The sequence below is a fragment of the Prochlorococcus marinus XMU1406 genome, from assembly GCF_017696055.1.
GTDB lineage: Bacteria > Cyanobacteriota > Cyanobacteriia > PCC-6307 > Cyanobiaceae > Prochlorococcus_A > Prochlorococcus_A marinus_W.
In genome coordinates, this window is record NZ_JAAORG010000001.1 from 452,455 (window position 1) to 475,827 (window position 23,373).

Below are 23,373 nucleotides of genomic sequence, written 5' to 3' on the forward strand. Positions count from 1 at the left end.
ATTTTTTGAATTTTCAGTCAATGATCAAAGCTTCATGTCTCCCTTAAGAGCAGGATACTTACAATGTGCAAAAAACACTTTGTGGAATGTTCAACAATCCAATACTAAGAAAAAGTTTTGAAGCCGGCAAGTAATCAGTTATTAAATATTTCCCACAAATTGGAAATTTTGCTTGATATAGGTAGTAGTAATGAAAGCTTTTACTATTTAGATGGATACAATCTTGGAGCAGATGTTGGGGATATTGTAAGTGTGAGACTAAGAGGGAGATTATTGAATGGGTTGGTGATCTCCAAAAAAAACTTTTCGAAAATTAATAAAGATGAATCAAATATTGATGGAGTAAAAAGCATAAGATATTTGTTTGTTGAAAGTATTTTGCAGAAAAAAATAATTGATGACTCTTGGAGAGAATGTATAGAGTCCCTAGCCTCTTTTTATATGGTTAGTAATTTGAAAATGTTTAAAACGGCATTTCCTCCTGGCTGGATTGGTAAATATAAACATTTTTCTAAAGGTTTAAAAGATCAAATATGGATTGAAACTAAAAAAGAATTTGATATTAAGAAAAATGGATTAACTCAAAAAGAATTTTTTTTAATGAATACTTTGCCTGAAAAAGGTAATTGGCAAAGTGAATTAATAAAGTCTGGTTTTAATTACACCCTAATTAACTCAATGGTCAGTAAAAATTACCTCCTTAAATCTAAAAGAAAAAAAAATTTAAATACTAAATTAAATTCCTTTTTAAATGATCATAGTCCAACGAAAAAACCAAATCTTACAAATGAGCAAAAAATTGCATTTCAAGAATTTCAAACAATGAAACCAGGAGATGCTTTACTTCTATGGGGAGAAACAGGTTCAGGTAAAACAGAAGTTTATATGAGAATTGCTGAAGATCAATTTCTTAAGAAAAAAAGTTGTTTGATACTAGCCCCAGAAATTGGATTAATTCCTCAACTTATTGATAGGTTTAGTCGGCGATTTAATAATGTCGTTTACGAATATCATAGTAACTGTTCTCCCAATCATAGAACTGTAGTTTGGAAGACAATTATTAATGCTAATGAACCTTTAATAGTAATAGGAACAAGGTCCGCAGTTTTTCTTCCAATTAAAAATCTTGGATTAATAATAATGGATGAAGAACATGATAATTCTTATAAACAAGATAGTCCTATGCCTTGTTATGACGCAAGAGAGATCGCTATTGAAATAGTAAAAAGGAATTCTGCAAAGTTAATTTTTGGGAGTGCAACCCCATCAATGAAGACTTGGAAAAAGTGTGTTTTTGAAAAAAATTTTAAATTGGTAAGAATGATTCAAAGGATATCCAGTCATGAGATCCCTGAAATAAGCATTATTGATATGCGGGATGAGTTCAAGAAGGGAAATATGAAAATTTTTTCCAATGAATTATTACAATTGCTTCCTCAACTACGCTTAAAAAAAGAGCAGGCAATAATTTTGATCCCTAGGAGGGGGCATAGTGGGTTTTTAAGTTGTAGAAATTGCGGATATTTAATAAATTGCCCTAACTGTGACGTTCCTTTATCAGTGCATCTCGGTTCACAAGGAAAAAAATGGTTAAGTTGTCATTGGTGTGATCATAAATCGAGATTGATCAATCGTTGCCCAGATTGTCATTCAACTGCCTTTAAACCTTTTGGAATAGGTACACAAAGGGTAATAGAGTTTTTAAATGAAGAATTTCCTGACTTAAGAGTACTGCGCTTTGATAGAGATACAACCTCAGTGAAGAATGGTCATAGAGATATTCTTTCAAAGTTTTCTAAAGGTGATGCTGATATTCTTGTGGGAACTCAAATGTTGGCAAAAGGGATTGATATCCCCAATATTACTCTTTCAGTAGTTATTGCAGCAGATGGGTTGCTTCATCGCCCAGATATTTCGGCAGAAGAAAAATCATTACAATTGTTTTTGCAATTAGCTGGCAGGGCAGGCAGGGCTCAAAAAAAAGGAAAAGTAATTTTTCAAACGTATAAACCTAACCATCCAGTAATTTCGTATCTTCAGAAAAGAGATTATGAAAGATTCTTAAGTGAAAACTCGAGATTGAGAAAAGATGCTAATTTATTTCCATTTTGCACGATTTGCCTTCTTAAATTATCAGGTGAAAATTATGAATTAACTGAGTCAATTGCAATAAAATTAGCAAAATATCTACTCAATTTTTGTGAGAAAAAGAACTGGAAATTAATTGGTCCTGCTCCTAGTTTAATTGCTAAAGTCGGCAAAAAATTTAGATGGCAGATATTAATTCATGGTCCTGAAGGAACAAAGATACCTTTACCTGATAGATCAATAATATGGAAACTTATTCCAAAAAATGTTTTTTTAACAATTGATGTTAATCCAGCAGAGTTGTAATTACTTTGATGGAAGTTGGGGTAAATCTGTACCTAATTTGAATCTATAGAATCTTAATAAATAAGCCAATAACATAATTATTAAAATAGTAGATATCCCAATCAAAAGTTTGTTGAGGCTCCAGAAAGAAAATTCAAGACTATTTATCTGCCCTTGATTTAAATTCCAAATTATTAGATTTTTTGTGATTTCTAAATTTGAATTATTTTTATCAATAAGGGTAGCTCGATTAGGGTGAATAATTTTGAAAATGAGTTCTAAATTATCAATACCTTGAATAGAATTTAGGTCCAAATCTAACTTGTAAAAGTATTTTTTAAAAAAAATGAAGTTTTTTTGAGAAGTATTAATTTCAATATTTGTTGACCCTCCCGCTAACTCTCCAGCTTTATTTTGGGTAATTTTAAGAACTCGCTTTGTATCTTCTAGATTGAGATTTTTATGTATCAAAGAAAAGGTTGATTCGTCTTGTTCAATTTCTGCGTCAGGAAAAATATCTTTAATCTTCTCTTCAAATTTTAATTGCCAAGGAAATTTCTTGATGTATTTACTTTCTATTACTAAATTATTGGTTATTGAATCAAGTTCACTAAGATCAAGGGTATCCTCAACTTTAACGCAGCCACTTAAAAGTGGAATTAATAATAATAGTATTAAAAGAATGATCAGTGAAAAGCCTTTCTGAAAGGGTTTTGTTTCACCAGTTGGAGTCTCAGTTACATTAATAAATTTCTTTTTCTCCAATACTTCTCTTTTTTTACGCAGTGAGTTAAGAGATTTTCTATTTAGTGATGGAGCGCTTTCAAACTGTACGTTCCAATTTTCTGGCTTTTTAATTTCAGGAGAGTCTATAACTTCCATCAAATATTTTGCATTTTCTCTCGTCTTATTATCGTAAGATTTTAGAAGTTCTTTACAAAAACTTTTAGCCTCCTCCTTTTTATTGATTCCACAAAGAGCAGTAATTAAGATTGTTCTTAAATTCACTCCCTCTTTACATGACAAAGGAAATAATTCGATTAAAGGCAAAAGAAATTCAATACAGTAATGATACTCACCTTTAGCTAAAGCAAGTTCTACTTTTTCTAAAACTTGCTCATAAGTTTTCATAGCTTAGGCGACTATCATTGTACCTATTCCAGAATTTGTAAAAATCTCAAGAAGTAATGAATGTTCTATTCTTCCATCAATTATATGAGCTGCTTTTACTCCTTGTGCTAGAGCTCTTATGCAGCATTCTGTCTTTGGAATCATACCTTCAGTCACAATTTTTTTATCAATAAAATCTCTTGCCTCTTTGAGATTCGTTTTTTCAACAAGACTTTTTTTGTTATCTTTTTCTTTTAAAATCCCTTGAGTATCAGTAAGAAGAATAAGTTTTTCTGCATTTATTGCAGCAGCAATTTCTCCAGCAACAAAATCAGCATTAATATTATGGGAGATACCCTCTAAGGTTGATCCAATACTAGAAATAATAGGGATATATCCTTTAGAAATAAGAGGATCTAATATTTCAGGATTGATTTTTGTAACCTCTCCCACTAACCCATGGCTCCCATCTCCTAGTTCTCTAGATTGAATTAAGTTGCTATCAAGACCTGATATTCCCACAGCTAAGGATCCAGTTTTATTAATGCCTTTTACAATTTGTTTGTTAACTCTACCCATTAGGACCATCTCGACAATTTCCATTGTTTTTTGATCAGTAATTCTTAATCCATTTTCGAATTTAGGAGATATTTCTAATTTCTTTAACCAATTATTAATCTCGGGTCCACCTCCATGAATTACTATCGGACAAACCCCCACGGTTGATAAAAGTGCTACGTCTCTAAAAAAAGCATTTTTTAAATTATCATCCTCCATAACAGAACCACCATACTTGATAACAATTTTTCTACCTGAGAAACTTTGTATATATGGAAGTGCTTCGCTTAATATTGATACTCTTTGAGAATCATTCATTATTAAAAATCATTAAAACTTGATTGAATTGGGGAATTAGGTTTTTACAAATATATCCCTATATTCAATAAAAGAGAATAAAATCAAATTCTTTTTTATTATCGTCGATAATAAATTCTGATTCAAGACCTTTGACAAAAAACCTGTTTAATCTTTCTTGTTTTTCAATCCATTTCTCTAGAGGGACAGCGTTTAATTCGAAACGCATTCTGAGACCATTTTTTTCTTCTTTTGTAATTTCTTCTATTTCTTTTAGTTGAGGGGGATTATCCTCGTCCCACAAATTTAAAGATTCTAATGACGATTCAAGATGAGCTTTTATCCCATACCTCCATCTTGTAACATCTTTAACTAGTGCTGTTAATTCTTTTGGTCTGTTAAATTTATTTGTCGCAAAATTTATCTTGTCACACAACTCTACAGGAGGTATTTCGGAAGTCTTTAAACCTAATCCAATAAGAAAAATAGGTACTCCATAAAAAAAGGTAGGTACACTTAAATTTACTGAGTCTGTAAAATAAGCAGTCATTCCAACAAAAGCTAATATACCCCCAGCGGTTACGATTAAGTTTCCAGGCGATAAATATTTCTTCATTTTAATTTAGTAGAATGAGTTAAATGTGCTAATAAGTATTATGCAAGATCCTAATACTGCAAATCAAGGAGATTTAATTTTTAAACTTGATCAAGATAGAGCATGGCTTTTAGAAAATCTTGATAAGGGTAAATGGCCAGAAATTAGAAGCGAACTTGCCGCGCTTGAAAGAAAAATAAGCAAACTAATTATAAGTGTTCAAGAAAATAATGTTGATATTTGATTTAAAAAGGTATTTCGTCTACTTCGGGTACTAAGGGTGAACTATCCCAACTAGATTTTTTGTTGCTTTCTTTATTTTCAAATGACTCATTATTTTCTTTTTTATCAGACTTCATAAAGTCAACTGGCGATATTTGATGAATCTTTGAAGCTGTTAGTTCTGGTTGCTTTTCTTTTGTTCCGTCTTTTCTAGTGACAGAATTCATCTTTAAACGTCCCTCAATAACAATATTTTGCCCCTCCTTTAGTTGATCTACCATTTCTTGGGCAATATTGCCCCATCCTATGATTTTGAGATCTCTGGTTGGATCTTCACTACGTAATCCTTTAAAATTAACAATCATTTCTGCAATTGGAGTTTGGTTTTCTTTGGTATACCTCATTTGGGGAGCGCTATTAATTACCGCCTGAATTAAACAATGATTCATTACTTACTATTTAATTAAAGACATACTGATGCAGAATCAAGAAAAATGCCACGAAAATGTTTGGATCCTATCAGGAACTTCGGATGGACCTGTAATAGCTAATAAGCTTCTTCAACTTAATTACTCAGTTTTTGCAAGTGTTTTAACTTATAAAGCAGGGCAAGCTTATATTGAAAATCCAAAGTTACATATCATTACGGGTAAATTAAATAATAAAGATGAAATAATTAATTTCATAAAAAAAAATCAAATCAAATGCGTTGTCGATGCCACTCATCCGTTTGCCGTGATAATTTCTAAAAATCTTAATAATGCATGTAAGGAGATTAATATACCTCTATTACTATTTGAGAGGAAATCTCTAATAAATAACAATAATAATTTTTTTTATATTGATGATTTAGAGGATATAAATAACGTTGATCTAGAAAATAAGAATATTCTTCTGGCAATAGGATCACGATTTCTTAACGATACAGCTAAATATTATATGAATTGTAAAGCAAATGTATTTACAAGGGTACTTCCAACTTATGAGAGCATAACTAAAGCTTTTGGATCATGTATTAAAAATTCAAATATAGCGATACTTGAACCGAGTAAAAATAATGAAATCATTTTAGAAAAAAAACTTTGTGATTTTTGGGAGATAGATTATGTTCTATGCAGAGAATCTGGAAGTTATTCTCAGAAAAACTGGGAGAGTATAGTTTCTGGAAGTAAAATGAAGTTGTTTTTGGTTAAAAGGCCGAAAGTTAAAAATGATTATTCTTACTCTTTTAATCAATACCATAATTTGATAAATCACATAATTAAAAAAAAATATTGATGTTTAATTCATTATGGAACTATTAGTTATGATCACAACTGAATCAAGTAGAGCAAATGCTTTGCGAATGGCTAAATTACTAATACAAAATAAACTTGCAGCTTGTGTTTCAATAAAGCAAATTTTTTCAATTTATAAGTGGGATGATGATATTGAGGAAACTAAAGAGTTTGAAATTACAATAAAAAGTAAACCAGAATTTAAAGATTATTTAATTGAGTTCTTAAATAAAATTTCTACATATGATGTCCCACAAATTATTTACAAAAAATACTATTCTGAGATGAAATATTATGATTGGATCAACAAGACTATTTGATTAAATTTCTATTATTAACTTTCTAAGATCGATATTAGATCTAGATCCTAATTGTGTAATTATTTGCCCGGCACAAATTGAACCTATCTTTCCGCATTTTTTTAGGGGATAATTTTTTATTAATCCATGAATAAATCCTCCTGCATAAATATCTCCCGCCCCGGTTGTATCAATAATCTTGCCTTTTGTAATTGACTTAATTACTTCGATATCATTTTTGTTAATTATGAGAGAACCATTGCTACCTAAAGTTACTACGACTAATTCGCATAAGGAAGACAGGTCTCCTTGACAATTTGCTAATTTATCCTTTTTAAATAGACTCAACACCTCGGATTCATTACAAAAAACTATATCTACATAATTATCAATTAATTCCAAGAAACTGTCTCGGTGTCTATCTACACAAAATGAATCAGACAATGAAAGAATTATTTTTGTATTAGATTGTTTTGCAATTTGAGCTGCTTTAAGAAAAGCATTTTTGGCTAATTCGCTGTCCCATAAATACCCTTCTAAATACAAGTATTTACTTTCTTTGAGTACACTAAAATCTATGTCTTTCGGTTCAAACTCTATAGATGCTCCTAGATAAGTGCACATAGTTCTTTGTGCATCCGGTGTAACCAAAATGATTGAATGAGCTGTTGAAGCACCTTCAATAGTTGGTGGAGTATTGAATATAGTTTTACTTTTTTTAATATCGTCAGAAAAAAAATTCCCAAATTGATCATTTTTCACCCTTCCAATAAACTGAACATGATTACCTAATTCTGCTAAGCAAACAACTGTATTTGCTGAGGATCCCCCTGATATTTGTTTGATCACTTTGCAATTTTCTAACAATCTCTGAGATTCATTAGAATTTATGAGATTCATTGATCCTTTATCCAGATTATTTATCTCAAGAAACTTATCTTCAATATTTACAATAATATCTACTATTGCGTTGCCCAGACCAATGAGATCAAACTTTTTATTATGTTCAAAATGTCTAAAGGATCCCTTCATTTATTTGAAACTAAATTACCTTAGAAGTGCTCTTTTAGGACCATGAATTGGGTCTTCAATTACTATCGTTTGATCTCTATTCGCCCCCAACGAGACAATAGCAATTGGAACCTCCATTAATTCAGCTAAAAATCTGAGATAATTCATAGCATTCTCTGGGAGATCAGATAGTTTTCTGCAATCTGCAGTTGAACATCGCCAACCTTTTAACTTTTTGAAGATTGGCTTACATTTTTTTAAGTCATCTGAATTTGTAGGAAAGTAGTCTATTTCCTCTCCATCGAGATCATATGCAATGCAAACTTGAATTTCATCTAATTCATCTAACACATCTAGTTTCGTAACGGCTAAACAATCGAGACCATTTACAGATACAGCATATTTACCAATAACTCCATCAAACCAACCACATCTTCTCCTTCTTCCAGTAGTGGTTCCAAATTCACTGCCTCTATCACAGAGTTGGTCATTAATACTCCCTTGTAGTTCCGTTGGGAATGGCCCTTCACCTACTCTTGTTGTATAAGCTTTAGCGACACCTATGACTCTATCAATTAATGTGGGACCAACTCCAGCCCCAATACATGCCCCTCCTGATATAGGGTTTGATGAGGTAACAAAAGGATAAGTACCATGATCTAAGTCAAGTAGAGTACCTTGAGCACCTTCGAATAGAATATTCTTCTTGTTTTTTGAGGCTGCATGTATAGTCCTCGTGCAATCAACTACATGCTTTGATAATCTTTTCCCATAGTCAAGATACTCTTCAACAATGTCTTCTAATTTAAGTGGTTTAATTCCATAGATTTTTTCTAATAGACCGTTTTTTTCCTTTAATGGAATTTCGATCACGTCACTTAGCCTTTCCTTATTGAGCAAATCTCTTATTCTAATACCATTTCTTTGTGATTTATCCGCATAAGTTGGGCCAATCCCACGACCTGTAGTCCCTATTTTGTTTAAACCTCTATCAGCCTCCATGGCTTCATCTAGTATTCGGTGGTAGGGCATTGTTACATGTGATGTTGATGAAATTTTTAATCCTGAGATATCAATTCCATTATCAATTAACATGTCAATTTCTTTCAACAAGATTTTTGGATCTACAACAGTTCCAGAACCAATTAGACAAGAAGTATTTTTATAAAGTATCCCTGAGGGAATTAAATGTAATTTTAAGACTTTATCATCTACTACTATGGTATGTCCTGCATTTACTCCCCCTTGGTAGCGTACGACAACATCTGCCGAACGACTAAGTAAATCCGTTATTTTACCTTTTCCTTCGTCACCCCATTGGGCTCCGATTACAACAACATTGGCCAATTTTAGAAGAGCATTATTTTTGTGCGAATATTTAATATATTCAAAAATCTTGATTTACTATTAAAAAGTAAATGAATTGTATCAACTTTCTCTTAGGACCATTTTTTCAGCAAGAGAAAATTCTTTCGTTAAACGCTCCTTAAGTTTATCTGGTAAAGGTCTAGTTGCAAAGTTTTTGTAATGACCTGCCATAGCATTTAATGCTGTTTGCATGGTGGTAAATGATTGAGTTTTATTGACCATCCCTCTATTCCTGTATCTGGAGATATAGTCAGTTATAAGTGTAAGAGCCTCACTTCTTACTTCATCTTTATTTGGTGAATCTTTTGGAGTATCAACTGCTGTTTGTAATACTTTAACGACTGAAATTGTATCTTTTGTATAGTCACCTGTCATAGAGGTTTTTGCAGCTATGGAAGGAGAACTAAATAGTGTAAAAACAACAATTAAGGATATTGAAAAAGATATAGTTTTAGTAAGATTTTTTAAAAATAATTTTGATGTCCATTTCAGTAACATAACTTAGCTCCCAAAAAAATAAGACTTAAGATTTTCCATTGTACATTATTTCTGATTCGGAAATAAATGTTTCCAACAATTTATCAGTACTAATTTTAAACTTAGTATTGTTTGTTCTGCATAAAAGTTCTACTTCTTTATTGACAGAATCTCTGCCAATAATTATCTGAAAAGGAATACCAATTAATTCCGCATCTTTAAATTTAACGCCAGCTCTATCGTTTCTATCATCAAGAAGGACATCAATTTTATTAATTAAAAAGTTGTTATAGATTTGCTCAGTAAGATCACTTTGAAAAGGATCTTTTAGGTTTGTTGGAATAATAACAACCTCAAAAGGAGAAATCTGGATAGGCCAACAAATTCCCTTTTGATCATGATTCTGTTCGATAGCAGCTTGAGCTATTCTTGTCACTCCAATTCCATAACAACCCATCCATAAATTTTTTAACTGACCATCCTTATCAGAGAACTTTGCATTTAATTTTTCACTATATTTTTGACCTAGTTGGAAAATATGTCCAATCTCGATGCCTTTTTTTTCTTTAAGTTCCTCATTATTATCAATACTTATTTTGTCTCCTTTTTTGGCATTCCTGATATCCCCAATTAGATAATCTTTCGAAGCAAAAGAAAACTCTTGAAAAACTTTATGGAAATTAACTTTATTTCCACCACTTACAAACCTTGAAAGGCTACTTGCAGAACAGTCAATTACTCTGGTCCATTTTTTGTCCCAATTAGAACTAGCTTTAATAGTTGTATTATCTAAATCTGGCCCGATAAAACCTAAGGGAAAATTAATTAAATTTTTTTCGATAGTATTTTTATCTTCAATCTTTTTAAGATTAAGGAGATTAAACTTATGAAGTTTATTTATTAAGTTAAAAAGCTTTACTTCATTAATGTGTTGATCGCCTCTTATGCATGCAAGAATTGGGAACTCAAATTTACCTTCGAACTGTGCAAGGAACACTACTACTTTAATAATCTGACTAGGGTCTAAATTATTATTATCGCAAACTTCGAGGATTGTTTTCTGTTGAGGTGTTTCCAACCACTCTGCAATATTGTCTTTTAGTGGAATAGGTTGAGAGGGTAGAGAAATAGCTTTTTCAATATTTGCAGCATAAGAACCACTTTGAGTAAACAAAATGGAATCTTCCCCAGCATCAGCAGTGACCATGAATTCTTTAGAGGAGGCACCTCCAATTGCTCCACTATCAGCTTCAACTCCTACTGTCTGCAGTCCACAAGATTTAAAAATATTTTCATAAGCATTGCCCACCTTCTCATAGAAAGAAGTTAAATCGTTTGCTGAAGAATGAAAAGAATAACCATCTTTCATTATAAATTCCCTACTTCTCATCAATCCAAACCTTGGCCTTATTTCATCTCTAAATTTTGTCTGAATTTGATAAAAACATTGAGGTAATTGCTTATAAGAGTTGATTGTCTCGGATGCAATACTTGTGATCACCTCTTCGTGAGTTGGAGCCAAACCAAATTCTTTACCTTGCCTATCTTTGAGATTAAACATTATTCCTTCCCCTGCAGTATATCCTTCCCACCTTTCACTTTTTTTCCATAAATCTGCAGGATGCAGTTGGGGTAATAGTAATTTTGTGCAGCCAATACTATTAAGTTCTCTCTCTATTATTGCGGATATTTTTTCAATGACTCTTAGCATTATGGGCATGTATGCATAAATACCGCTGTTAACTCTGCGAATATACCCAGCTTTTAAAAGTAATTGATGTGAAATAATCTCAGCTTCAGAAGGTGTGTCACGAAGTGTCCCCAGAGGAAATGAGGTTGTCACGCGCATACAAAAAAATCCTTAATAATATTTAATTTTATCAATTAAGAGGAAAAAAGAATTTAAAGTGTCTTGAGTCCCTCAACGCGGCTAGTCTAAAAATATTCTTTCTGCTAACTTCTTCAGTAATGAAGTTCAAATTCTTTTAAAAATTCATTATTACTAAAACATTTTCTTAAGTTTATGGAAAATATAGATTCCAATATTTCTAGCGAAGAGGAATTAGTAGGTATTGATGAAGTTCAAAAATTCCTAAACAGATCAAGAGCTTCTGTCTATAGGTATACAAATACAGATTTAAGAAATCTAAACCCAAGCTTTAATCCAAGAAAATTAAATCCCGAATTTAGAACTGATCAAAAAGATCCTTTAAAATTCCATCCTAATGAAGTAGCAAGATTTGCAAAAGATATTTTAAGAATTAAGGAAGTTACTGTAGAGGTCTTTAATACGCCTTCTTCGGCTGCTCAAAATATACTAGTACAAATATTAGACGAACTAAAATCTATTAGGTCTTTGCTAGAAAAGAGCAATTAAAAAGTTCCCAATCAATGTTTTGATTTATTGACATTTTGAATGTAGGATAATTATGTTTAATTATCTCCTTAATCTTTTCCAATTAAGAGTTCTTGAGTTACACGAAATCAAAGCAGTTTATTCAAAGTAAATCAAGCGAAGAATCTTCTCTTGATTCTGCTCGAAGTGATTTTGAAAGAGATGATGATGACCCCTTAAGTATAAGGAGTTTATCAATAACATCTTTAGGTATTATTTTTGCCTTTTTGACAATTTTATTACCTTCAATAAGCATTTTAATTGGTAGACCTTTATCCCAAGGAAATGAGATAATTCATAATCACGATTTTAAAAAGGATGGACCTTAGTTCAATACCTCCATCTCCAATGAAGGGAATAGTAAATATTGTTGTTGAAATACCTGCAGGTAGTAGGAATAAATATGAATATTGCTCTGATGCAGGAATAATGGCCTTAGACAGAGTTTTGCATTCTTCAGTGAGGTATCCTTTTGATTATGGTTTTATCCCAAATACTCTTGCTGATGATGGAGCTCCTCTTGATGCAATGGTGATAATGGATGAGCCTACTTTTGCTGGTTGTCTAATTAAGGCTAGACCTATTGGAGTTTTGGATATGCATGATTGTGGTGCATATGATGGAAAACTTTTATGTGTGCCTATGGCTAACCCTAGGCAGGCTAATATAGTGAGTATTAATCAAATTGCTCCTAATCAGCTTGAGGATGTTGCTGAATTTTTTAGAACTAGTAAAGGACTTGATGGAAGAACAATTCAAATTAATGGTTGGAGAGATTTTGATGTGGTTGAAAATTTATTGAAAAGTTGTATACCCCTAAAAAAGAAAAAATTTAAAGTACTCAAGAAGTCAAATATTAGTAAATTAAATTGAAAAAAATAATTTTTTATAGTTATTTAAAATGCTCTACATGCCGCAAAGCTTCAAAGTGGCTTGAAAGCAAAGATTTCGAATTCCAATTAATTGATATTGTAAAAAAACCACCACTTGTTAATTATTTAAATCTAGCCTTAGAAGAATACTCTTATGATAAGAAAAGGATTTTTAATACAAGGGGTAAAGCCTTTAAAAATCTTAATCATGATATTGATTATTTATCAAGGGAAGAAATTATTCAACTCCTTTTAAGTGACGGCAAATTAATAAAAAGACCATTTTTGATTTACGAAGGGAAAAAAGTAATATTAGGTTTTAACGAAATTGAATATGCCAAAAAACTTATATAAGTTTCAAAAAACAAGACTATATTAATTTTATGTCTACTTCTATTAAAAGTTTTTTAAAAGAATGGGGTCTACTAATTCTATTAACTTTTTTTGTTTCTTCTTGTAGATCATTTCTCGCAGAACCACGTTATATCCCTTCTGGTTCCATGCTCCCAGAATTGAAAATAAATGATAGGTTAATTATTGAAAAATTTTCGTTAAGAAACTCTTTACCAAAAAGAGGAGATATTGTTGTTTTTAACTCACCTTACTCCTTCGACAAAAAATTAATTTCATCAAGATCTAAGCCTTTACCAAAAAAAAGTTATTGTTTTTTTATGAGTTTTCCTCCAATATCTTTTATTCCTGGCTTGAGGGATCAAGCTTGCGATGCTTATATTAAAAGAGTGGTGGCACTCCCAGGGGAAATTGTAAGTGTAAACACTAAGGGTGAATTAATAATAAATAATAAATTAATCTCTGAACCTTATCTCTCTTATAAGTGCTCATTATCCCTCTTTAACAATTGTGGTAAATTTGAAAATATTAGAGTTCCAGAAGATCATTTTTTAGTTTTAGGCGATAATAGGGCAAATAGCTGGGATGGAAGATATTGGCCTGGAAGTAAATTTCTTCATAAAAAGGAGATAATTGGTAGAGCATATTTCAGGTTTTGGCCTCTTAGTCAAGTTGGCTTTTTTAATAAATAAAACCTTTTTCTGACTCTGACGTTATTAAGATAGATTTTCAAAAAGGGTTTTAATTTAAAGTGCTCCTGAAGCAGTTGAATCAATTATTCCACCTAGGTGGGTGGTAATGTTTAGAGCGCTAATCACAGGGGTCTTTTGGGGATCATTAAAAAGGTCAATTATAGTTATGCCACCATTGCCTTGTTTTATCATCCAAATATTTGAATAATTAATCCCAAGGATGTTGCAAATTAGAGTTTTATTGACTGCATCATGCGCGACCAGAAGGCTTAGATCATTATCCTTTTGAGATAAACAAATTTTTTCAAAAGCATCTATAGATCTTTCTGATACATCTTTTATAGATTCACCTTCGGGCATTATTACTTCTTCAGGTTTATCATGCCAATTTTTTAGTAAAACGGGCCACTCTTCTCTGATTTCTGCCTCCAGTTTACCTTCCCATAATCCGTGACTAATTTCTACAAGTGAATCTATTTTTTCTATTTTTAAATCATTGCTATTTTGAAGGATTATTTGTGCAGTCTCATAAGGCCTATGCATTGAACTTGAAAATGCCTTATTGAAAGAAATATTTCTTAAATATTCAAAAGTCTTTCTAGCTTGGTCTTTTCCGTTTTCATTTAAAGGGATATCAATTTGGCCTTGAAATCTACCCTCTTTGTTCCAGTTAGTTTCACCATGCCTTATTAAAAATATTCTGGAATCTCCAATTTGATTTGGAATATTTTTATTAAGATGGGAAGTTTGATTTAAGCATTCAATTTGGGTCTTAAAAGAGTTATCTTTCCTAGAAATATTGAGTATCGAAAAAGAAGCATTTTCTAATCTTATTTTCCTAAAACCTTGCTTAGGCTTTCCTAATAACGAGAGGATTAAACATCTGAGAATCGCATTATGTCCTACAACTAAAATATTTACATCATCTTTGTCTAGATAAATTTTTAAAATTTCCTCTACAAAATTTGTTGCTTGAGAAAATAACTCTTGAATTGGCTTATAAGATTTATTGGCATTTCTTTTTAAGATTAGTTTTTCTGGATCATTTTTCCATATAGGGTAAATTTCTGGAAATTTCTTTTTTATTTCATCAATTTTTAGACCAGACCATTCACTAAGATCTACCTCTAGCAAATTATCATCGAATACAATATTTTGTTCTTTATTGAAGGTTTTTTTAATTGTTTTTGCAGTCTCTGCAGCTCTCACAAGTGGGGAGGAATAGATTTTATCGAAGTTTATTTTTGATAATGCTTTTCCTGCTTTTCGGGCTTGTTCGTATCCTTCATCAGTTAATAATGAATCATTTGTTCTTCCTTGAATTAATCCTTTTGCATTGAAACTGCTTAGTCCATGCCTAACTAAAACTAATCGTATAGCCATTATATAAATTTGAAAATTAAGATAATTTAATCATCTCATGGCGTGATTAAAATAGATACATAAATATAAGCAAATTCAATGATAATTAAGTATAGTTTTCAACAATATAATAAGTAGTTATGAACTTTAAAAATATTTCTAAGTCAAAACTCACTTTAGCTTTTATTTCTGTAGTCATAACTTTTTTTGTATGGCAGCAAGGCTTAAGAGATAGTTTAAATAGACCATCTGTTTCATTTGATATAAGTCAAAAAGAGCAAGAAATTGCTGAATTATCGGTCCAATCAATACCTGTAAATCTTAAAAAATTTTTTATCATTAATGATCCTGTTGATCAAATAAATAAATCACTCTCTGAGGTTTCATTTGAAGAACTAACAGAAAGAAATAAATTAATTCGAATAATTTCTTCAGAATCAAATGACCCTATGATCTATAAAAATATATCCAAAGATTTTGAAAATAAAAACTTTAAATTACTGATTAATGAGATAGAAAAAAAATTCAATAATAACTCATATAAACCTAATTCTGATAAATTTGATTTATTTAAAGGGGATAGATTTTTATATCACCTTTTAAGCCAGAAGTTTGATTTTGACGATAGTTCATTAATAACAAAATCTTTTTCAAACAAAATGTTTTTAAAAATATTAGCCATCAGACTAATACCACTTTTAACAATACTTATTGGCTCTATTCTGGCTTTGAAAATATTATGGACTACTATATCTTTGAAAAAGTTTGGTTGGCAAGAAATTAAATCCTTAGATTTGGAATTAATTGATATGGTTTTATTAATTGCAGGTGGATTTGTTGTTTTAGGAGAAGTGGTATCACCTTTGTTTTCTATCGGTTTAGTTGAAATTTTTTCTAAAAATATCTCTAATGAATTGACGCAATCTTTAAAAATATTCTTTGGATATCTTTTTATGGCTATTCCTCCATTAGGAATAGTTTACTATCAAATTAAATCTTTGAATGGTGAATTTACTTTCAAAAAGGATTATTTACAATTCAATTTCTTGCCAATAAAATATGCAATTATTCAGGGAATTAAAGGTTGGTTAACTATCGTTCCTTTTGTTTTATTGATTTCTTTAATTATGAATAGTCTGATCGATAATCAGAATGGTAGTAACCCTTTGCTGGAAATTGTTCTAAATAATAATAATTACTTATCATTTTTTCTATTATTTGTAACAACAACTCTATTAGCTCCTCTATTCGAGGAGATTATATTTCGTGGTATTTTACTACCAACTCTTTCAAGAGATTTTGGAGTAATTTCAGGCATCATAGTCTCAGCCTTTATTTTTGCATTAGCTCATTTAAGTTTGGGAGAAATGCCACCATTATTTGTTCTAGGGATTGGATTAGGAATTACAAGAATTGCTTCAGGAAGTTTGTTCTCTTCAGTGATTATGCATTCTTTATGGAATGGATTGACGTTCTTAAATTTGTTCTTATTGAGGACATAAAGAATTTAATTTTTTACTTGCGAATCAAACAAAAAGATGTTTATTTAATTAATAACACCTCTTTCATTTAAAAAATAAATCATAGATGAAACCTTATGGGAATCAACTTAATTTAAAAAAAAAAGTTTTAAATGAAAGTAAAAAAAATTTCGAAAAAATATTCATTCTTAATATCAAATTAATACACCAAATTTTCGACACCATTAATATCTCTCTTTTGGTATTAATTTTCACCTTATTTTTCTTATCTTTTGATAGCCAAAGGAAATGGTCAAATACATATAAAACCTTATCTAAAACAAGAGCTATCAATCATAACCTCATAGATTATATTTCTAAAATTGAAGAATTTTATATTAGCGAACTTGAGTCTCACAATATTTATAAAAAAACTAAACCTGAAGATTTAATCTATCTAGATAAACTTGTAGAAAAAAAAGAAAGTTTATTCAGGAAAAATTTAAATAGTTTCATTGAAGGTTTTAGTGATAGTAAATATCAAAGGGGATATTGATGAAAAAATACAAAAAAATTGTTCGTCTAATACCCCTTGATCAAAAAAGATTTAAATTTCTCTATATTTTTAGTTTGTTATTAATATTTTGTTTGTTTGGTAGGTTGGTTAAATTGCAAGTCTTTAACGCTTCTGATTTGCAAAGGAAAGCTAGATTAATACAATCCTCTAAAACTAACTCCTTAAAAAAAAGGAGATCAATTGTTGATAGAAATAATAGACTAATTGCTTACGATAAACCGCTCTATAAATTATGGGCCCATCCAAAATACTTTAATTTTCCTGGTGATTCAATAAATAGAGTTCGCAGTATTAAAGAAGTTACAGAAAAATTGTCACCTATCTTGGATATTAATGAAGAAATAATCTTAGGGAAATTTAATAAAAAAATGAATGGCATCAAGCTTTTGGATAAAATTTCTGAAGAAAAGGCAAAAAAGATTAAGAAACTTCAAATAAGCGGACTTGATTTGTTTAAATATTCGCAGAGATATTATCCACAAGGGGAGCTTTACTCTAATCTTGTCGGTTTTGTTAATGATGAGAATAAGGCTTCAGCAGGTTTAGAGCTTCATTTAGATAATCAAATTAAAGTTTTTAATAAAAGTAATTTAATAAAAAGAGGAGGAGACGGAACTCCTCTACCGGATAATTCAGCACCAGGTGATTTTATTTCTGATTACAAAAGTTTAGGCCTAACTTTAGATTCAAAATTACAGAAAGCGTCATTCAATGCATTATCAAAGCAAGTAAGCAAATGGAAAGCAAAGAAGGGATTTGCCATAGTTATGGATATTAATAATGGTCAGATCCTTTCCTTGGTTACATTTCCGTCATACGATCCAAATAAATTTTGGCAGTATGATTCTGAACTCTTTAGAGGTTGGTATTCTCAAGATTTATTTGAGCCTGGTTCAACTTTTAAACCTATTAATCTTGCCTTAGCTTTAGAAGAAAAAATTATCCAGAAAGATGGATTAGTTGAAGATATTGGAGAGATTAATGTTGGAGGATGGACACTTTCTAATTGGGATAAAAAAGGTAATGGATACATCGACTATCCAAAAGTATTGCAGGTTTCAAGTAATGTTGGGATGGTAAAAATAATGCAAAATTTAGATCCTAAAATTTACTGGGATTGGCTAAAAAATTTAGGTATTAACAAAAATTTAGAGACTGACTTATTTGAATCAACTGCTGGCCAACTAAAGAAAAAAGATTTATTTGTAAATCAATCAATTGAGCCTGCCGTAACTTCTTTTGGTAAAGGGTTCTCAATCTCGCCACTTAAATTGGTTCAACTTCATGCGGCTCTAGCAAATGGTGGTTTTGAAGTGACTCCTCATGTAACCTCAACTTTCAGAGAAAGAGTTAATAAAAATCTAAAGAAACAATTTTTTTCACACGAGGTCTCTAAAACTGTTCTTGAATGGATGGAGAGCGTAGTTGATAAAGGTAGTGGATCTGGAGTGAAAATTGAGGGTTATAGGATAGCGGGGAAAACGGGCACTTCCCAAAAAGCCTTAAATGGTTCCTATACAAGTAAAAAAGTTTGCAGTTTTGTGGCGACCTTACCAGTTAATGATCCGAAATATGTTGTCCTTGTAGTCGTTGATGAGCCATCTAAATCTTATGCATATGGTTCAACTGTTGCTGTACCAGTTGCTAAAGAAATTATCGAGAGTTTGATAGTAATTGAAAAAATACCTCCAAAGATTAAAGATCATGAAATGATTGTTAAAAAACCCTAAAATTTTCCAATTTTATAGATATTTAGTTCATTATCTGATGATTTCATCAGGAATAAAAGCTAGTTTATGTATATATATGATTATCTAGATATGAAATCAATTTTAGAACAATTGTCCTCAATGACCGTTGTTGTTGCCGATACAGGAGATTTAGATTCGATAAAAAAATTTCAACCAAGGGATGCCACCACCAATCCATCGCTAATACTTGCCGCTGCTAAGAATCCTGATTATGTGAAATTAATTGATAAAGCTTTAGAAAGTTCAGAAAATGTATTGCCCAAAGAATTCTCCGAAATTGAATTAATCAAAGAAACTGTTGACCAAGTTTCAGTATTTTTTGGAAAAGAAATATTGAAAATTATTTCAGGGCGTGTATCTACAGAAGTTGATGCAAGATTGAGCTTTGACACCGAAGCTACGGTAGAAAAAGCGAGAAAATTGATCAATCTTTACAAAAATTTTGGAATTGAAAAGGAAAGAATTTTGATTAAGATTGCTGCAACTTGGGAGGGAATTAAGGCAGCTGAAATTTTGGAAAAAGAGGGTATTAGGTGCAACTTAACTTTACTTTTTAACTTCTGCCAAGCGGTAACTTGTGCCAATGCAAAGATAACTCTAATTTCTCCATTCGTTGGCCGTATATTGGATTGGCATAAAGCAAAAACTGGTAAAACTAGCTTTGTTGGTCCTGAAGACCCTGGTGTTATTTCGGTTACACAAATATACAAGTACTTTAAAGAAAAGGGATTCAAGACAGAAGTAATGGGAGCGAGTTTTAGAAATCTTGATGAAATAAAAGAATTAGCAGGTTGCGATCTTTTAACAATTGCACCAAAATTTCTTGAGGAACTGAAGAAAGAGAAAGGAGAGTTAGTTAGAAAATTAGATGTAAGTACCCAAATAAATCATTCTATTGACTACAAATTTGAAGAAAAAGATTTCAGATTAAGCATGTTAGAAGATCAAATGGCAAGTGAAAAGCTCAGTGAGGGCATCACTGGATTCAGTAATGCTATAGAAGAATTGGAAGAGCTGCTACTCAAGAGATATTCAGAAATTAAAAATCATAAATTGATTTCTGCTAACTAAATTTAAGTTTGAATTGAAAAAAGAATTAAGTACCACTTTTTGTTAAAAGTCTTCTAATAACTCTTTTTGCAATATCCTCATAACTCATTTCTCCTGATAATATTTGAGCAATACGTTTAGGTGCTGTTTTTCTTTTGACACCTAATTGGTATCCAGTTCTAGGAAATCTATAAAATACCTGGGCTATTCTCCTCCCCCAAGCCATTGATTTCCCCCAAATGTTGTTAATTTTTTTCGTATAAAGATTTAAATTATCTACTTTTCCTGTTAAGCACTGATCTATATATTCTGCAGCATAAAAACTGCTAATTAAAGATGGTCTTATTCCTTCCGCTAAAAATGGATCACATAGAGATGCTGCATCTCCAACCGCTAGAACTTTGTCACCATTAATTGAGTGGAAGCCATTCCATATTCTCAGTTTCTTACTAATTGTTATATTAGGAAAATCATCAAAACCGAAGCTTCTGATTACTTGTTTATTTATAGCCTGATTTTCTAGGAGACCATTATTTATAAAAGTACCTAGACCAATATTTAAGCTTTCTCTTAGAGGAAATGCCCATGCAAAACCATATTTTATAAATCCAAACTCAAATCTAACTGTATCTCTAGGTATTTCTCCTAACCCTTTCAATCTTAATGAGATTGTGTTCGCAAATTTCGGTTTTCTTGCCCCTAAATTGAAATAACCAGCCCATTTCGATTGAGACCCATCTGCAATCACAAGAAATTCTGTAATATATTTTATTTTGTTATTGCAAGTAATTTCCCATTTATCATTTTTTTTTATGATTTTTTCTATCAATAATGGTCTCATTATCTGAGCTCCATTACTCAAGGACTCATCTAGTAATAATTGATCAAGCTTCTCTCTTCTAATAATCCAAAATGGTGATTCACCAGTCAGATCAGCAGTTACATTATCTGAAGCCTTCCATCTGAATTCAACATTCTTAATTTTTGATTCCATGGCATCTTTTATATTTAAGGGAAGAAATCTTTGCATTGAAGATGCCATCCCACCTGCACATGGTTTGTAATCTTGGAAATTTTCTTTTTCGATAATTAAAACTGAATATCCTTTCTTTGATAGGTTAAGAGCCGTGGCAGATCCTGATAAGCCTCCACCTATTATTACGACGTCAAATCCTATCAAACTTTTAGAATTTCCTTTGCTTTTTCAGATAATTTAGTTTCTATTAAGGCAATATATTTATCAGTAATTTTCTGAATTTCAGATTGATTATCTCTCGATTCGTCAATAGAAATGAGACCATCTTTTTCGTCTTTTTTTTCTTTATCAACAGCATCTCTTCTGATATTTCTCAAAGCTACTTTTCCTTCCTCTGCATATTTAGAGGCTAATTTACAGAATTCTTTTCTTCTTTCTTCTGTTAAGGGAGGAACATTTATTCTTATTACTTTCCCATCATTATTTGGTGTAATACCTAAATCACTCATAGAAATAGATTTCTCAATCGCTTGTAAGCATGAAATATCAAATGGTTGTATTGAAATTGTTTGTGAATCAACAGTGCTTATTGTGGCAAGTGATTTGATTGGTGTTTCTGCTCCGTAGTACTCAACATTTACTCTGTCTAACAATGAAGCATTAGCTCTGCCTGTTCTAATTGTATTAAAGTTTCTTTGTGTGGCTTCAATACTTTTATTCATATTTTCTTGAATTTCTTTTTCTTTCATAATTAAAAAAATAAAATGATCTTTAACTAATTAAAGAGCCTATTGGCTTACCAGCAACAGCTTTTGAAATGTTCCCTTTTTTGAATATATCAAAAACCATAATTGGTATATTATTATCTTTGCAAAGTGCGATCGCAGTACTGTCCATTACTGCAATTTCATCACTAAGAACTTGTTGATAACTGAGAGAGGAATATTTTTTTGCATCGTTAAATTGATTAGGATCTCGATCGTATACTCCATCAACTTTAGTAGCCTTCATAACAACTTCAGCGTTTATCTCCGCTGCCCTCAAAGCTGCTGTAGTATCAGTTGTAAAAAATGGATTTCCGCATCCACCTCCGAAAACTACAACTCTCCCTTTTTCTAGGTGCCTCATTGCTCTTCTTCTAATGTAGGGTTCGGCAATTTCCTGCATTTCTATTGCAGTTTGAACTCTGGTTGCAACTCCTACTCTTTCTAAACCATCTTGAAGTGAAATAGCATTCATTACCGTTGCGAGCATCCCAACATAATCAGCTGTCGCTCTATCCATGCCATCTGCAGACCCTTTAAGCCCCCTAAAAATATTCCCGCCCCCAACAACTATTGCAAGTTGCACATTATTTTCGACTACTTTTGAAACATCCTCTGCAATTGACTGAACTATAGCTGGATCGATACCATAAGGTTTTTCACCCATTAGTGCTTCACCACTAAGTTTTAAGAGAACTCTTTTGTAAGTCATTCAATAATTGTACTTTTAAGACCTTAGCAAGTAAATGCACCAAATTAATTTTTTGTTCAGATATTGCTTGCGTCTTTAAACATTTCTAAACCTGCCTAAAGGAAATTTTAAATAATAATTTACTTCAACTAAAATTCAACACACTTTTGTGCCTTTATTCCTTGTTCTTTAAATGGATGTCTTATTAGTTTCATTTCTGTAACTAGATCAGCGTAATTGATAATTGAATCAGATGCTCCCCTTCCAGTTAAAACAATATGATTTTTTCTATTATTTAAGCTTTTTAAAAAAGTGATTATTTCTTCGGGTGCAAGATAACCAAGTTTTGTCGCAATATTAATTTCATCAAGAATGATAAGTTTATAAGATTCGTTTTTTATGTATTTTTTGGCTAATTGCCACGCCTCTTGAACTAATTTTTCATCTCTTATTCTGTCTTGCGTTTCCCAAGTAAATCCCTCTCCTAATGAATGCCAAGATAGGTTTGAAGAAAAGTTCTCAAGTGCTTTTTCTTCTCCAGTGGTCCAGCCTCCTTTGATAAATTGAATTATTGCTACTTTATAGCCATGCCCTATCGTCCTTAAAGCCATACCTAAAGATGCAGTTGTCTTGCCCTTCCCATTTCCTGTGAAAACAATCAATAATCCTTTTTTTGTTTTTCTAATTTGTAGTCTTTCTGCTTGAATATCTTTTCTTTGCTGCATTCTTTTTTTATATGAGCTTTCATCGCTATCCGGTGATAATTTACCTCCCATTCCAAGTTTATTGGCTTGATTATCAAGGTTAAATATTTCCTGGGAAGATGAAGGTTTTTCTTGCATATG

At 31.4% G+C, this 23,373-nt stretch carries 26 protein-coding genes; 13 read left to right on the plus strand and 13 right to left on the minus strand.

From position 1 onward, the window contains the following. The first annotated feature begins 117 nt into the window (after positions 1 to 117). Complete coding sequence (priA, locus tag HA149_RS02615) at positions 118 to 2,394, plus strand: replication restart helicase PriA (protein WP_209112753.1); 2,277 nt, start codon at positions 118 to 120, stop codon at positions 2,392 to 2,394. Here the strand turns inward: priA and HA149_RS02620 are convergent, their stop codons facing one another. The 3 genes from HA149_RS02620 to HA149_RS02630 all read right to left on the minus strand — a co-directional run bounded on the left by HA149_RS02620 (position 2,395) and on the right by HA149_RS02630 (position 4,954). Beyond that, complete coding sequence (locus tag HA149_RS02620) at positions 2,395 to 3,504, minus strand: DUF3153 domain-containing protein (RefSeq protein WP_209112756.1); 1,110 nt, start codon at positions 3,502 to 3,504, stop codon at positions 2,395 to 2,397. A gap of 3 nt (positions 3,505 to 3,507) precedes the next feature. Then, the gene (argB, locus tag HA149_RS02625) at positions 3,508 to 4,359 is read right to left on the minus strand and encodes an acetylglutamate kinase (RefSeq protein ID WP_209112758.1); all 852 of its coding nucleotides are present in this window, start codon (positions 4,357 to 4,359) and stop codon (positions 3,508 to 3,510) included. Positions 4,360 to 4,423: 64 nt separating this feature from the next. Next, entirely contained in the window at positions 4,424 to 4,954 is a 531-nt protein-coding gene (locus HA149_RS02630) for a DUF2854 domain-containing protein (protein WP_209112760.1), read from the minus strand. Positions 4,955 to 4,994: 40 nt separating this feature from the next. On the opposite strand from HA149_RS02630, the gene HA149_RS02635 reads away from it, so the two are divergent. After that, complete coding sequence (locus HA149_RS02635) at positions 4,995 to 5,177, plus strand: hypothetical protein (protein WP_075440528.1); 183 nt, start codon at positions 4,995 to 4,997, stop codon at positions 5,175 to 5,177. Position 5,178: 1 nt separating this feature from the next. On the opposite strand, the gene HA149_RS02640 is transcribed toward HA149_RS02635, so the two are convergent. Beyond that, on the minus strand, positions 5,179 to 5,604 hold the full coding sequence (locus HA149_RS02640) for a single-stranded DNA-binding protein (RefSeq protein ID WP_209112762.1): 426 nt from the start codon (positions 5,602 to 5,604) through the stop codon (positions 5,179 to 5,181). A gap of 28 nt (positions 5,605 to 5,632) precedes the next feature. Between HA149_RS02640 and cobK the strand changes: the two genes are divergently transcribed. Further along, the gene (cobK, locus tag HA149_RS02645) at positions 5,633 to 6,433 is read left to right on the plus strand and encodes a precorrin-6A reductase (protein WP_209112764.1); all 801 of its coding nucleotides are present in this window, start codon (positions 5,633 to 5,635) and stop codon (positions 6,431 to 6,433) included. Positions 6,434 to 6,446: 13 nt separating this feature from the next. Further along, a complete protein-coding gene (gene cutA, locus HA149_RS02650; protein WP_209112766.1) occupies positions 6,447 to 6,752 on the plus strand; it encodes a divalent-cation tolerance protein CutA in 306 nt (101 codons plus the stop codon). Here cutA and HA149_RS02655 read toward each other — a convergent pair whose 3' ends face one another. From HA149_RS02655 to HA149_RS02670, 4 genes are all read right to left on the minus strand, one after another. Next, complete coding sequence (locus HA149_RS02655; protein WP_209112768.1) at positions 6,753 to 7,763, minus strand: adenosine kinase; 1,011 nt, start codon at positions 7,761 to 7,763, stop codon at positions 6,753 to 6,755. It lies immediately after the preceding gene. Positions 7,764 to 7,778: 15 nt separating this feature from the next. After that, entirely contained in the window at positions 7,779 to 9,089 is a 1,311-nt protein-coding gene (locus HA149_RS02660) for an adenylosuccinate synthase (RefSeq protein WP_209112770.1), read from the minus strand. Between the two features lie 81 nt (positions 9,090 to 9,170). Continuing rightward, a complete protein-coding gene (gene psb27, locus HA149_RS02665) occupies positions 9,171 to 9,608 on the minus strand; it encodes a photosystem II protein Psb27 (protein ID WP_209112772.1) in 438 nt (145 codons plus the stop codon). Between the two features lie 25 nt (positions 9,609 to 9,633). Next, positions 9,634 to 11,436, minus strand: coding sequence for a proline--tRNA ligase (locus HA149_RS02670; RefSeq protein ID WP_209112774.1), 1,803 nt, complete (start codon positions 11,434 to 11,436; stop codon positions 9,634 to 9,636). A 174-nt stretch (positions 11,437 to 11,610) separates the two neighbouring features. Here HA149_RS02670 and HA149_RS02675 point away from each other — a divergent pair, with 174 nt between their 5' ends. The 5 genes from HA149_RS02675 to lepB all read left to right on the plus strand — a co-directional run bounded on the left by HA149_RS02675 (position 11,611) and on the right by lepB (position 13,897). Continuing rightward, on the plus strand, positions 11,611 to 11,964 hold the full coding sequence (locus HA149_RS02675) for a resolvase (protein ID WP_209112776.1): 354 nt from the start codon (positions 11,611 to 11,613) through the stop codon (positions 11,962 to 11,964). A gap of 92 nt (positions 11,965 to 12,056) precedes the next feature. Then, positions 12,057 to 12,311, plus strand: a complete 255-nt coding sequence (locus HA149_RS02680; protein ID WP_209112778.1) for a hypothetical protein — start codon at positions 12,057 to 12,059, stop codon at positions 12,309 to 12,311. Beyond that, positions 12,301 to 12,855, plus strand: a complete 555-nt coding sequence (locus tag HA149_RS02685; protein ID WP_209112780.1) for an inorganic diphosphatase — start codon at positions 12,301 to 12,303, stop codon at positions 12,853 to 12,855. Before HA149_RS02680 ends, HA149_RS02685 begins: the two co-directional genes overlap by 11 nt. Beyond that, entirely contained in the window at positions 12,852 to 13,208 is a 357-nt protein-coding gene (locus HA149_RS02690; protein WP_209112782.1) for a Spx/MgsR family RNA polymerase-binding regulatory protein, read from the plus strand. Before HA149_RS02685 ends, HA149_RS02690 begins: the two co-directional genes overlap by 4 nt. Positions 13,209 to 13,237: 29 nt before the next feature. Then, the gene (lepB, locus tag HA149_RS02695) at positions 13,238 to 13,897 is read left to right on the plus strand and encodes a signal peptidase I (RefSeq protein ID WP_209112784.1); all 660 of its coding nucleotides are present in this window, start codon (positions 13,238 to 13,240) and stop codon (positions 13,895 to 13,897) included. A 54-nt stretch (positions 13,898 to 13,951) separates the two neighbouring features. On the opposite strand, the gene HA149_RS02700 is transcribed toward lepB, so the two are convergent. Beyond that, entirely contained in the window at positions 13,952 to 15,280 is a 1,329-nt protein-coding gene (locus HA149_RS02700) for a histidine phosphatase family protein (RefSeq protein WP_209112786.1), read from the minus strand. Positions 15,281 to 15,399: 119 nt separating this feature from the next. Here HA149_RS02700 and HA149_RS02705 point away from each other — a divergent pair, with 119 nt between their 5' ends. From HA149_RS02705 to tal, 4 genes are all read left to right on the plus strand, one after another. Further along, a complete protein-coding gene (locus tag HA149_RS02705; protein WP_209112788.1) occupies positions 15,400 to 16,761 on the plus strand; it encodes a CPBP family intramembrane glutamic endopeptidase in 1,362 nt (453 codons plus the stop codon). A gap of 85 nt (positions 16,762 to 16,846) precedes the next feature. Then, complete coding sequence (locus tag HA149_RS02710) at positions 16,847 to 17,275, plus strand: hypothetical protein (RefSeq protein ID WP_209112790.1); 429 nt, start codon at positions 16,847 to 16,849, stop codon at positions 17,273 to 17,275. Then, entirely contained in the window at positions 17,275 to 19,026 is a 1,752-nt protein-coding gene (locus tag HA149_RS02715; RefSeq protein ID WP_209112792.1) for a peptidoglycan D,D-transpeptidase FtsI family protein, read from the plus strand. The genes HA149_RS02710 and HA149_RS02715 overlap by 1 nt, the downstream gene beginning before the upstream one ends. A gap of 90 nt (positions 19,027 to 19,116) precedes the next feature. Then, a complete protein-coding gene (tal, locus tag HA149_RS02720) occupies positions 19,117 to 20,118 on the plus strand; it encodes a transaldolase (RefSeq protein WP_209112794.1) in 1,002 nt (333 codons plus the stop codon). A gap of 25 nt (positions 20,119 to 20,143) precedes the next feature. Here the strand turns inward: tal and HA149_RS02725 are convergent, their stop codons facing one another. The 4 genes from HA149_RS02725 to cobO all read right to left on the minus strand — a co-directional run bounded on the left by HA149_RS02725 (position 20,144) and on the right by cobO (position 23,370). Next, positions 20,144 to 21,277: an NAD(P)/FAD-dependent oxidoreductase gene (locus HA149_RS02725; protein WP_209112796.1), complete on the minus strand. Its 1,134-nt coding sequence runs from the start codon at positions 21,275 to 21,277 to the stop codon at positions 20,144 to 20,146. Next, the gene (gene frr, locus HA149_RS02730) at positions 21,274 to 21,822 is read right to left on the minus strand and encodes a ribosome recycling factor (protein WP_209112798.1); all 549 of its coding nucleotides are present in this window, start codon (positions 21,820 to 21,822) and stop codon (positions 21,274 to 21,276) included. The genes HA149_RS02725 and frr overlap by 4 nt, the downstream gene beginning before the upstream one ends. A 22-nt stretch (positions 21,823 to 21,844) precedes the next feature. Further along, positions 21,845 to 22,549, minus strand: a complete 705-nt coding sequence (gene pyrH / locus HA149_RS02735) for a UMP kinase (protein WP_209112800.1) — start codon at positions 22,547 to 22,549, stop codon at positions 21,845 to 21,847. Between the two features lie 128 nt (positions 22,550 to 22,677). Beyond that, positions 22,678 to 23,370 (minus strand): cob(I)yrinic acid a,c-diamide adenosyltransferase, encoded by a 693-nt coding sequence (gene cobO / locus HA149_RS02740; protein ID WP_209112802.1) that lies wholly within the window; start codon positions 23,368 to 23,370, stop codon positions 22,678 to 22,680. Between the last annotated feature and the right edge of the window lie 3 nt (positions 23,371 to 23,373).

What these genes read in the sequence shown, in the direction of transcription:
- HA149_RS02620 (WP_209112756.1), bottom strand. Translation starts at nt 3,504, where the DNA reads ATGAAAACTTATGAGCAAGTTTTAGAAAAAGTAGAACTTGCTTTAGCT.
- argB (WP_209112758.1), bottom strand. Translation starts at nt 4,359, where the DNA reads ATGAATGATTCTCAAAGAGTATCAATATTAAGCGAAGCACTTCCATAT.
- HA149_RS02630 (WP_209112760.1), bottom strand. Translation starts at nt 4,954, where the DNA reads ATGAAGAAATATTTATCGCCTGGAAACTTAATCGTAACCGCTGGGGGT.
- HA149_RS02635 (WP_075440528.1), top strand. Translation starts at nt 4,995, where the DNA reads ATGCAAGATCCTAATACTGCAAATCAAGGAGATTTAATTTTTAAACTT.
- HA149_RS02640 (WP_209112762.1), bottom strand. Translation starts at nt 5,604, where the DNA reads ATGAATCATTGTTTAATTCAGGCGGTAATTAATAGCGCTCCCCAAATG.
- cobK (WP_209112764.1), top strand. Translation starts at nt 5,633, where the DNA reads ATGCAGAATCAAGAAAAATGCCACGAAAATGTTTGGATCCTATCAGGA.
- cutA (WP_209112766.1), top strand. Translation starts at nt 6,447, where the DNA reads ATGGAACTATTAGTTATGATCACAACTGAATCAAGTAGAGCAAATGCT.
- HA149_RS02655 (WP_209112768.1), bottom strand. Translation starts at nt 7,763, where the DNA reads ATGAAGGGATCCTTTAGACATTTTGAACATAATAAAAAGTTTGATCTC.
- psb27 (WP_209112772.1), bottom strand. Translation starts at nt 9,608, where the DNA reads ATGTTACTGAAATGGACATCAAAATTATTTTTAAAAAATCTTACTAAA.
- HA149_RS02670 (WP_209112774.1), bottom strand. Translation starts at nt 11,436, where the DNA reads ATGCGCGTGACAACCTCATTTCCTCTGGGGACACTTCGTGACACACCT.
- HA149_RS02675 (WP_209112776.1), top strand. Translation starts at nt 11,611, where the DNA reads ATGGAAAATATAGATTCCAATATTTCTAGCGAAGAGGAATTAGTAGGT.
- HA149_RS02685 (WP_209112780.1), top strand. Translation starts at nt 12,301, where the DNA reads ATGGACCTTAGTTCAATACCTCCATCTCCAATGAAGGGAATAGTAAAT.
- lepB (WP_209112784.1), top strand. Translation starts at nt 13,238, where the DNA reads ATGTCTACTTCTATTAAAAGTTTTTTAAAAGAATGGGGTCTACTAATT.
- HA149_RS02700 (WP_209112786.1), bottom strand. Translation starts at nt 15,280, where the DNA reads ATGGCTATACGATTAGTTTTAGTTAGGCATGGACTAAGCAGTTTCAAT.
- HA149_RS02705 (WP_209112788.1), top strand. Translation starts at nt 15,400, where the DNA reads ATGAACTTTAAAAATATTTCTAAGTCAAAACTCACTTTAGCTTTTATT.
- HA149_RS02710 (WP_209112790.1), top strand. Translation starts at nt 16,847, where the DNA reads ATGAAACCTTATGGGAATCAACTTAATTTAAAAAAAAAAGTTTTAAAT.
- HA149_RS02715 (WP_209112792.1), top strand. Translation starts at nt 17,275, where the DNA reads ATGAAAAAATACAAAAAAATTGTTCGTCTAATACCCCTTGATCAAAAA.
- tal (WP_209112794.1), top strand. Translation starts at nt 19,117, where the DNA reads ATGAAATCAATTTTAGAACAATTGTCCTCAATGACCGTTGTTGTTGCC.
- frr (WP_209112798.1), bottom strand. Translation starts at nt 21,822, where the DNA reads ATGAAAGAAAAAGAAATTCAAGAAAATATGAATAAAAGTATTGAAGCC.
- pyrH (WP_209112800.1), bottom strand. Translation starts at nt 22,549, where the DNA reads ATGACTTACAAAAGAGTTCTCTTAAAACTTAGTGGTGAAGCACTAATG.
- cobO (WP_209112802.1), bottom strand. Translation starts at nt 23,370, where the DNA reads ATGCAAGAAAAACCTTCATCTTCCCAGGAAATATTTAACCTTGATAAT.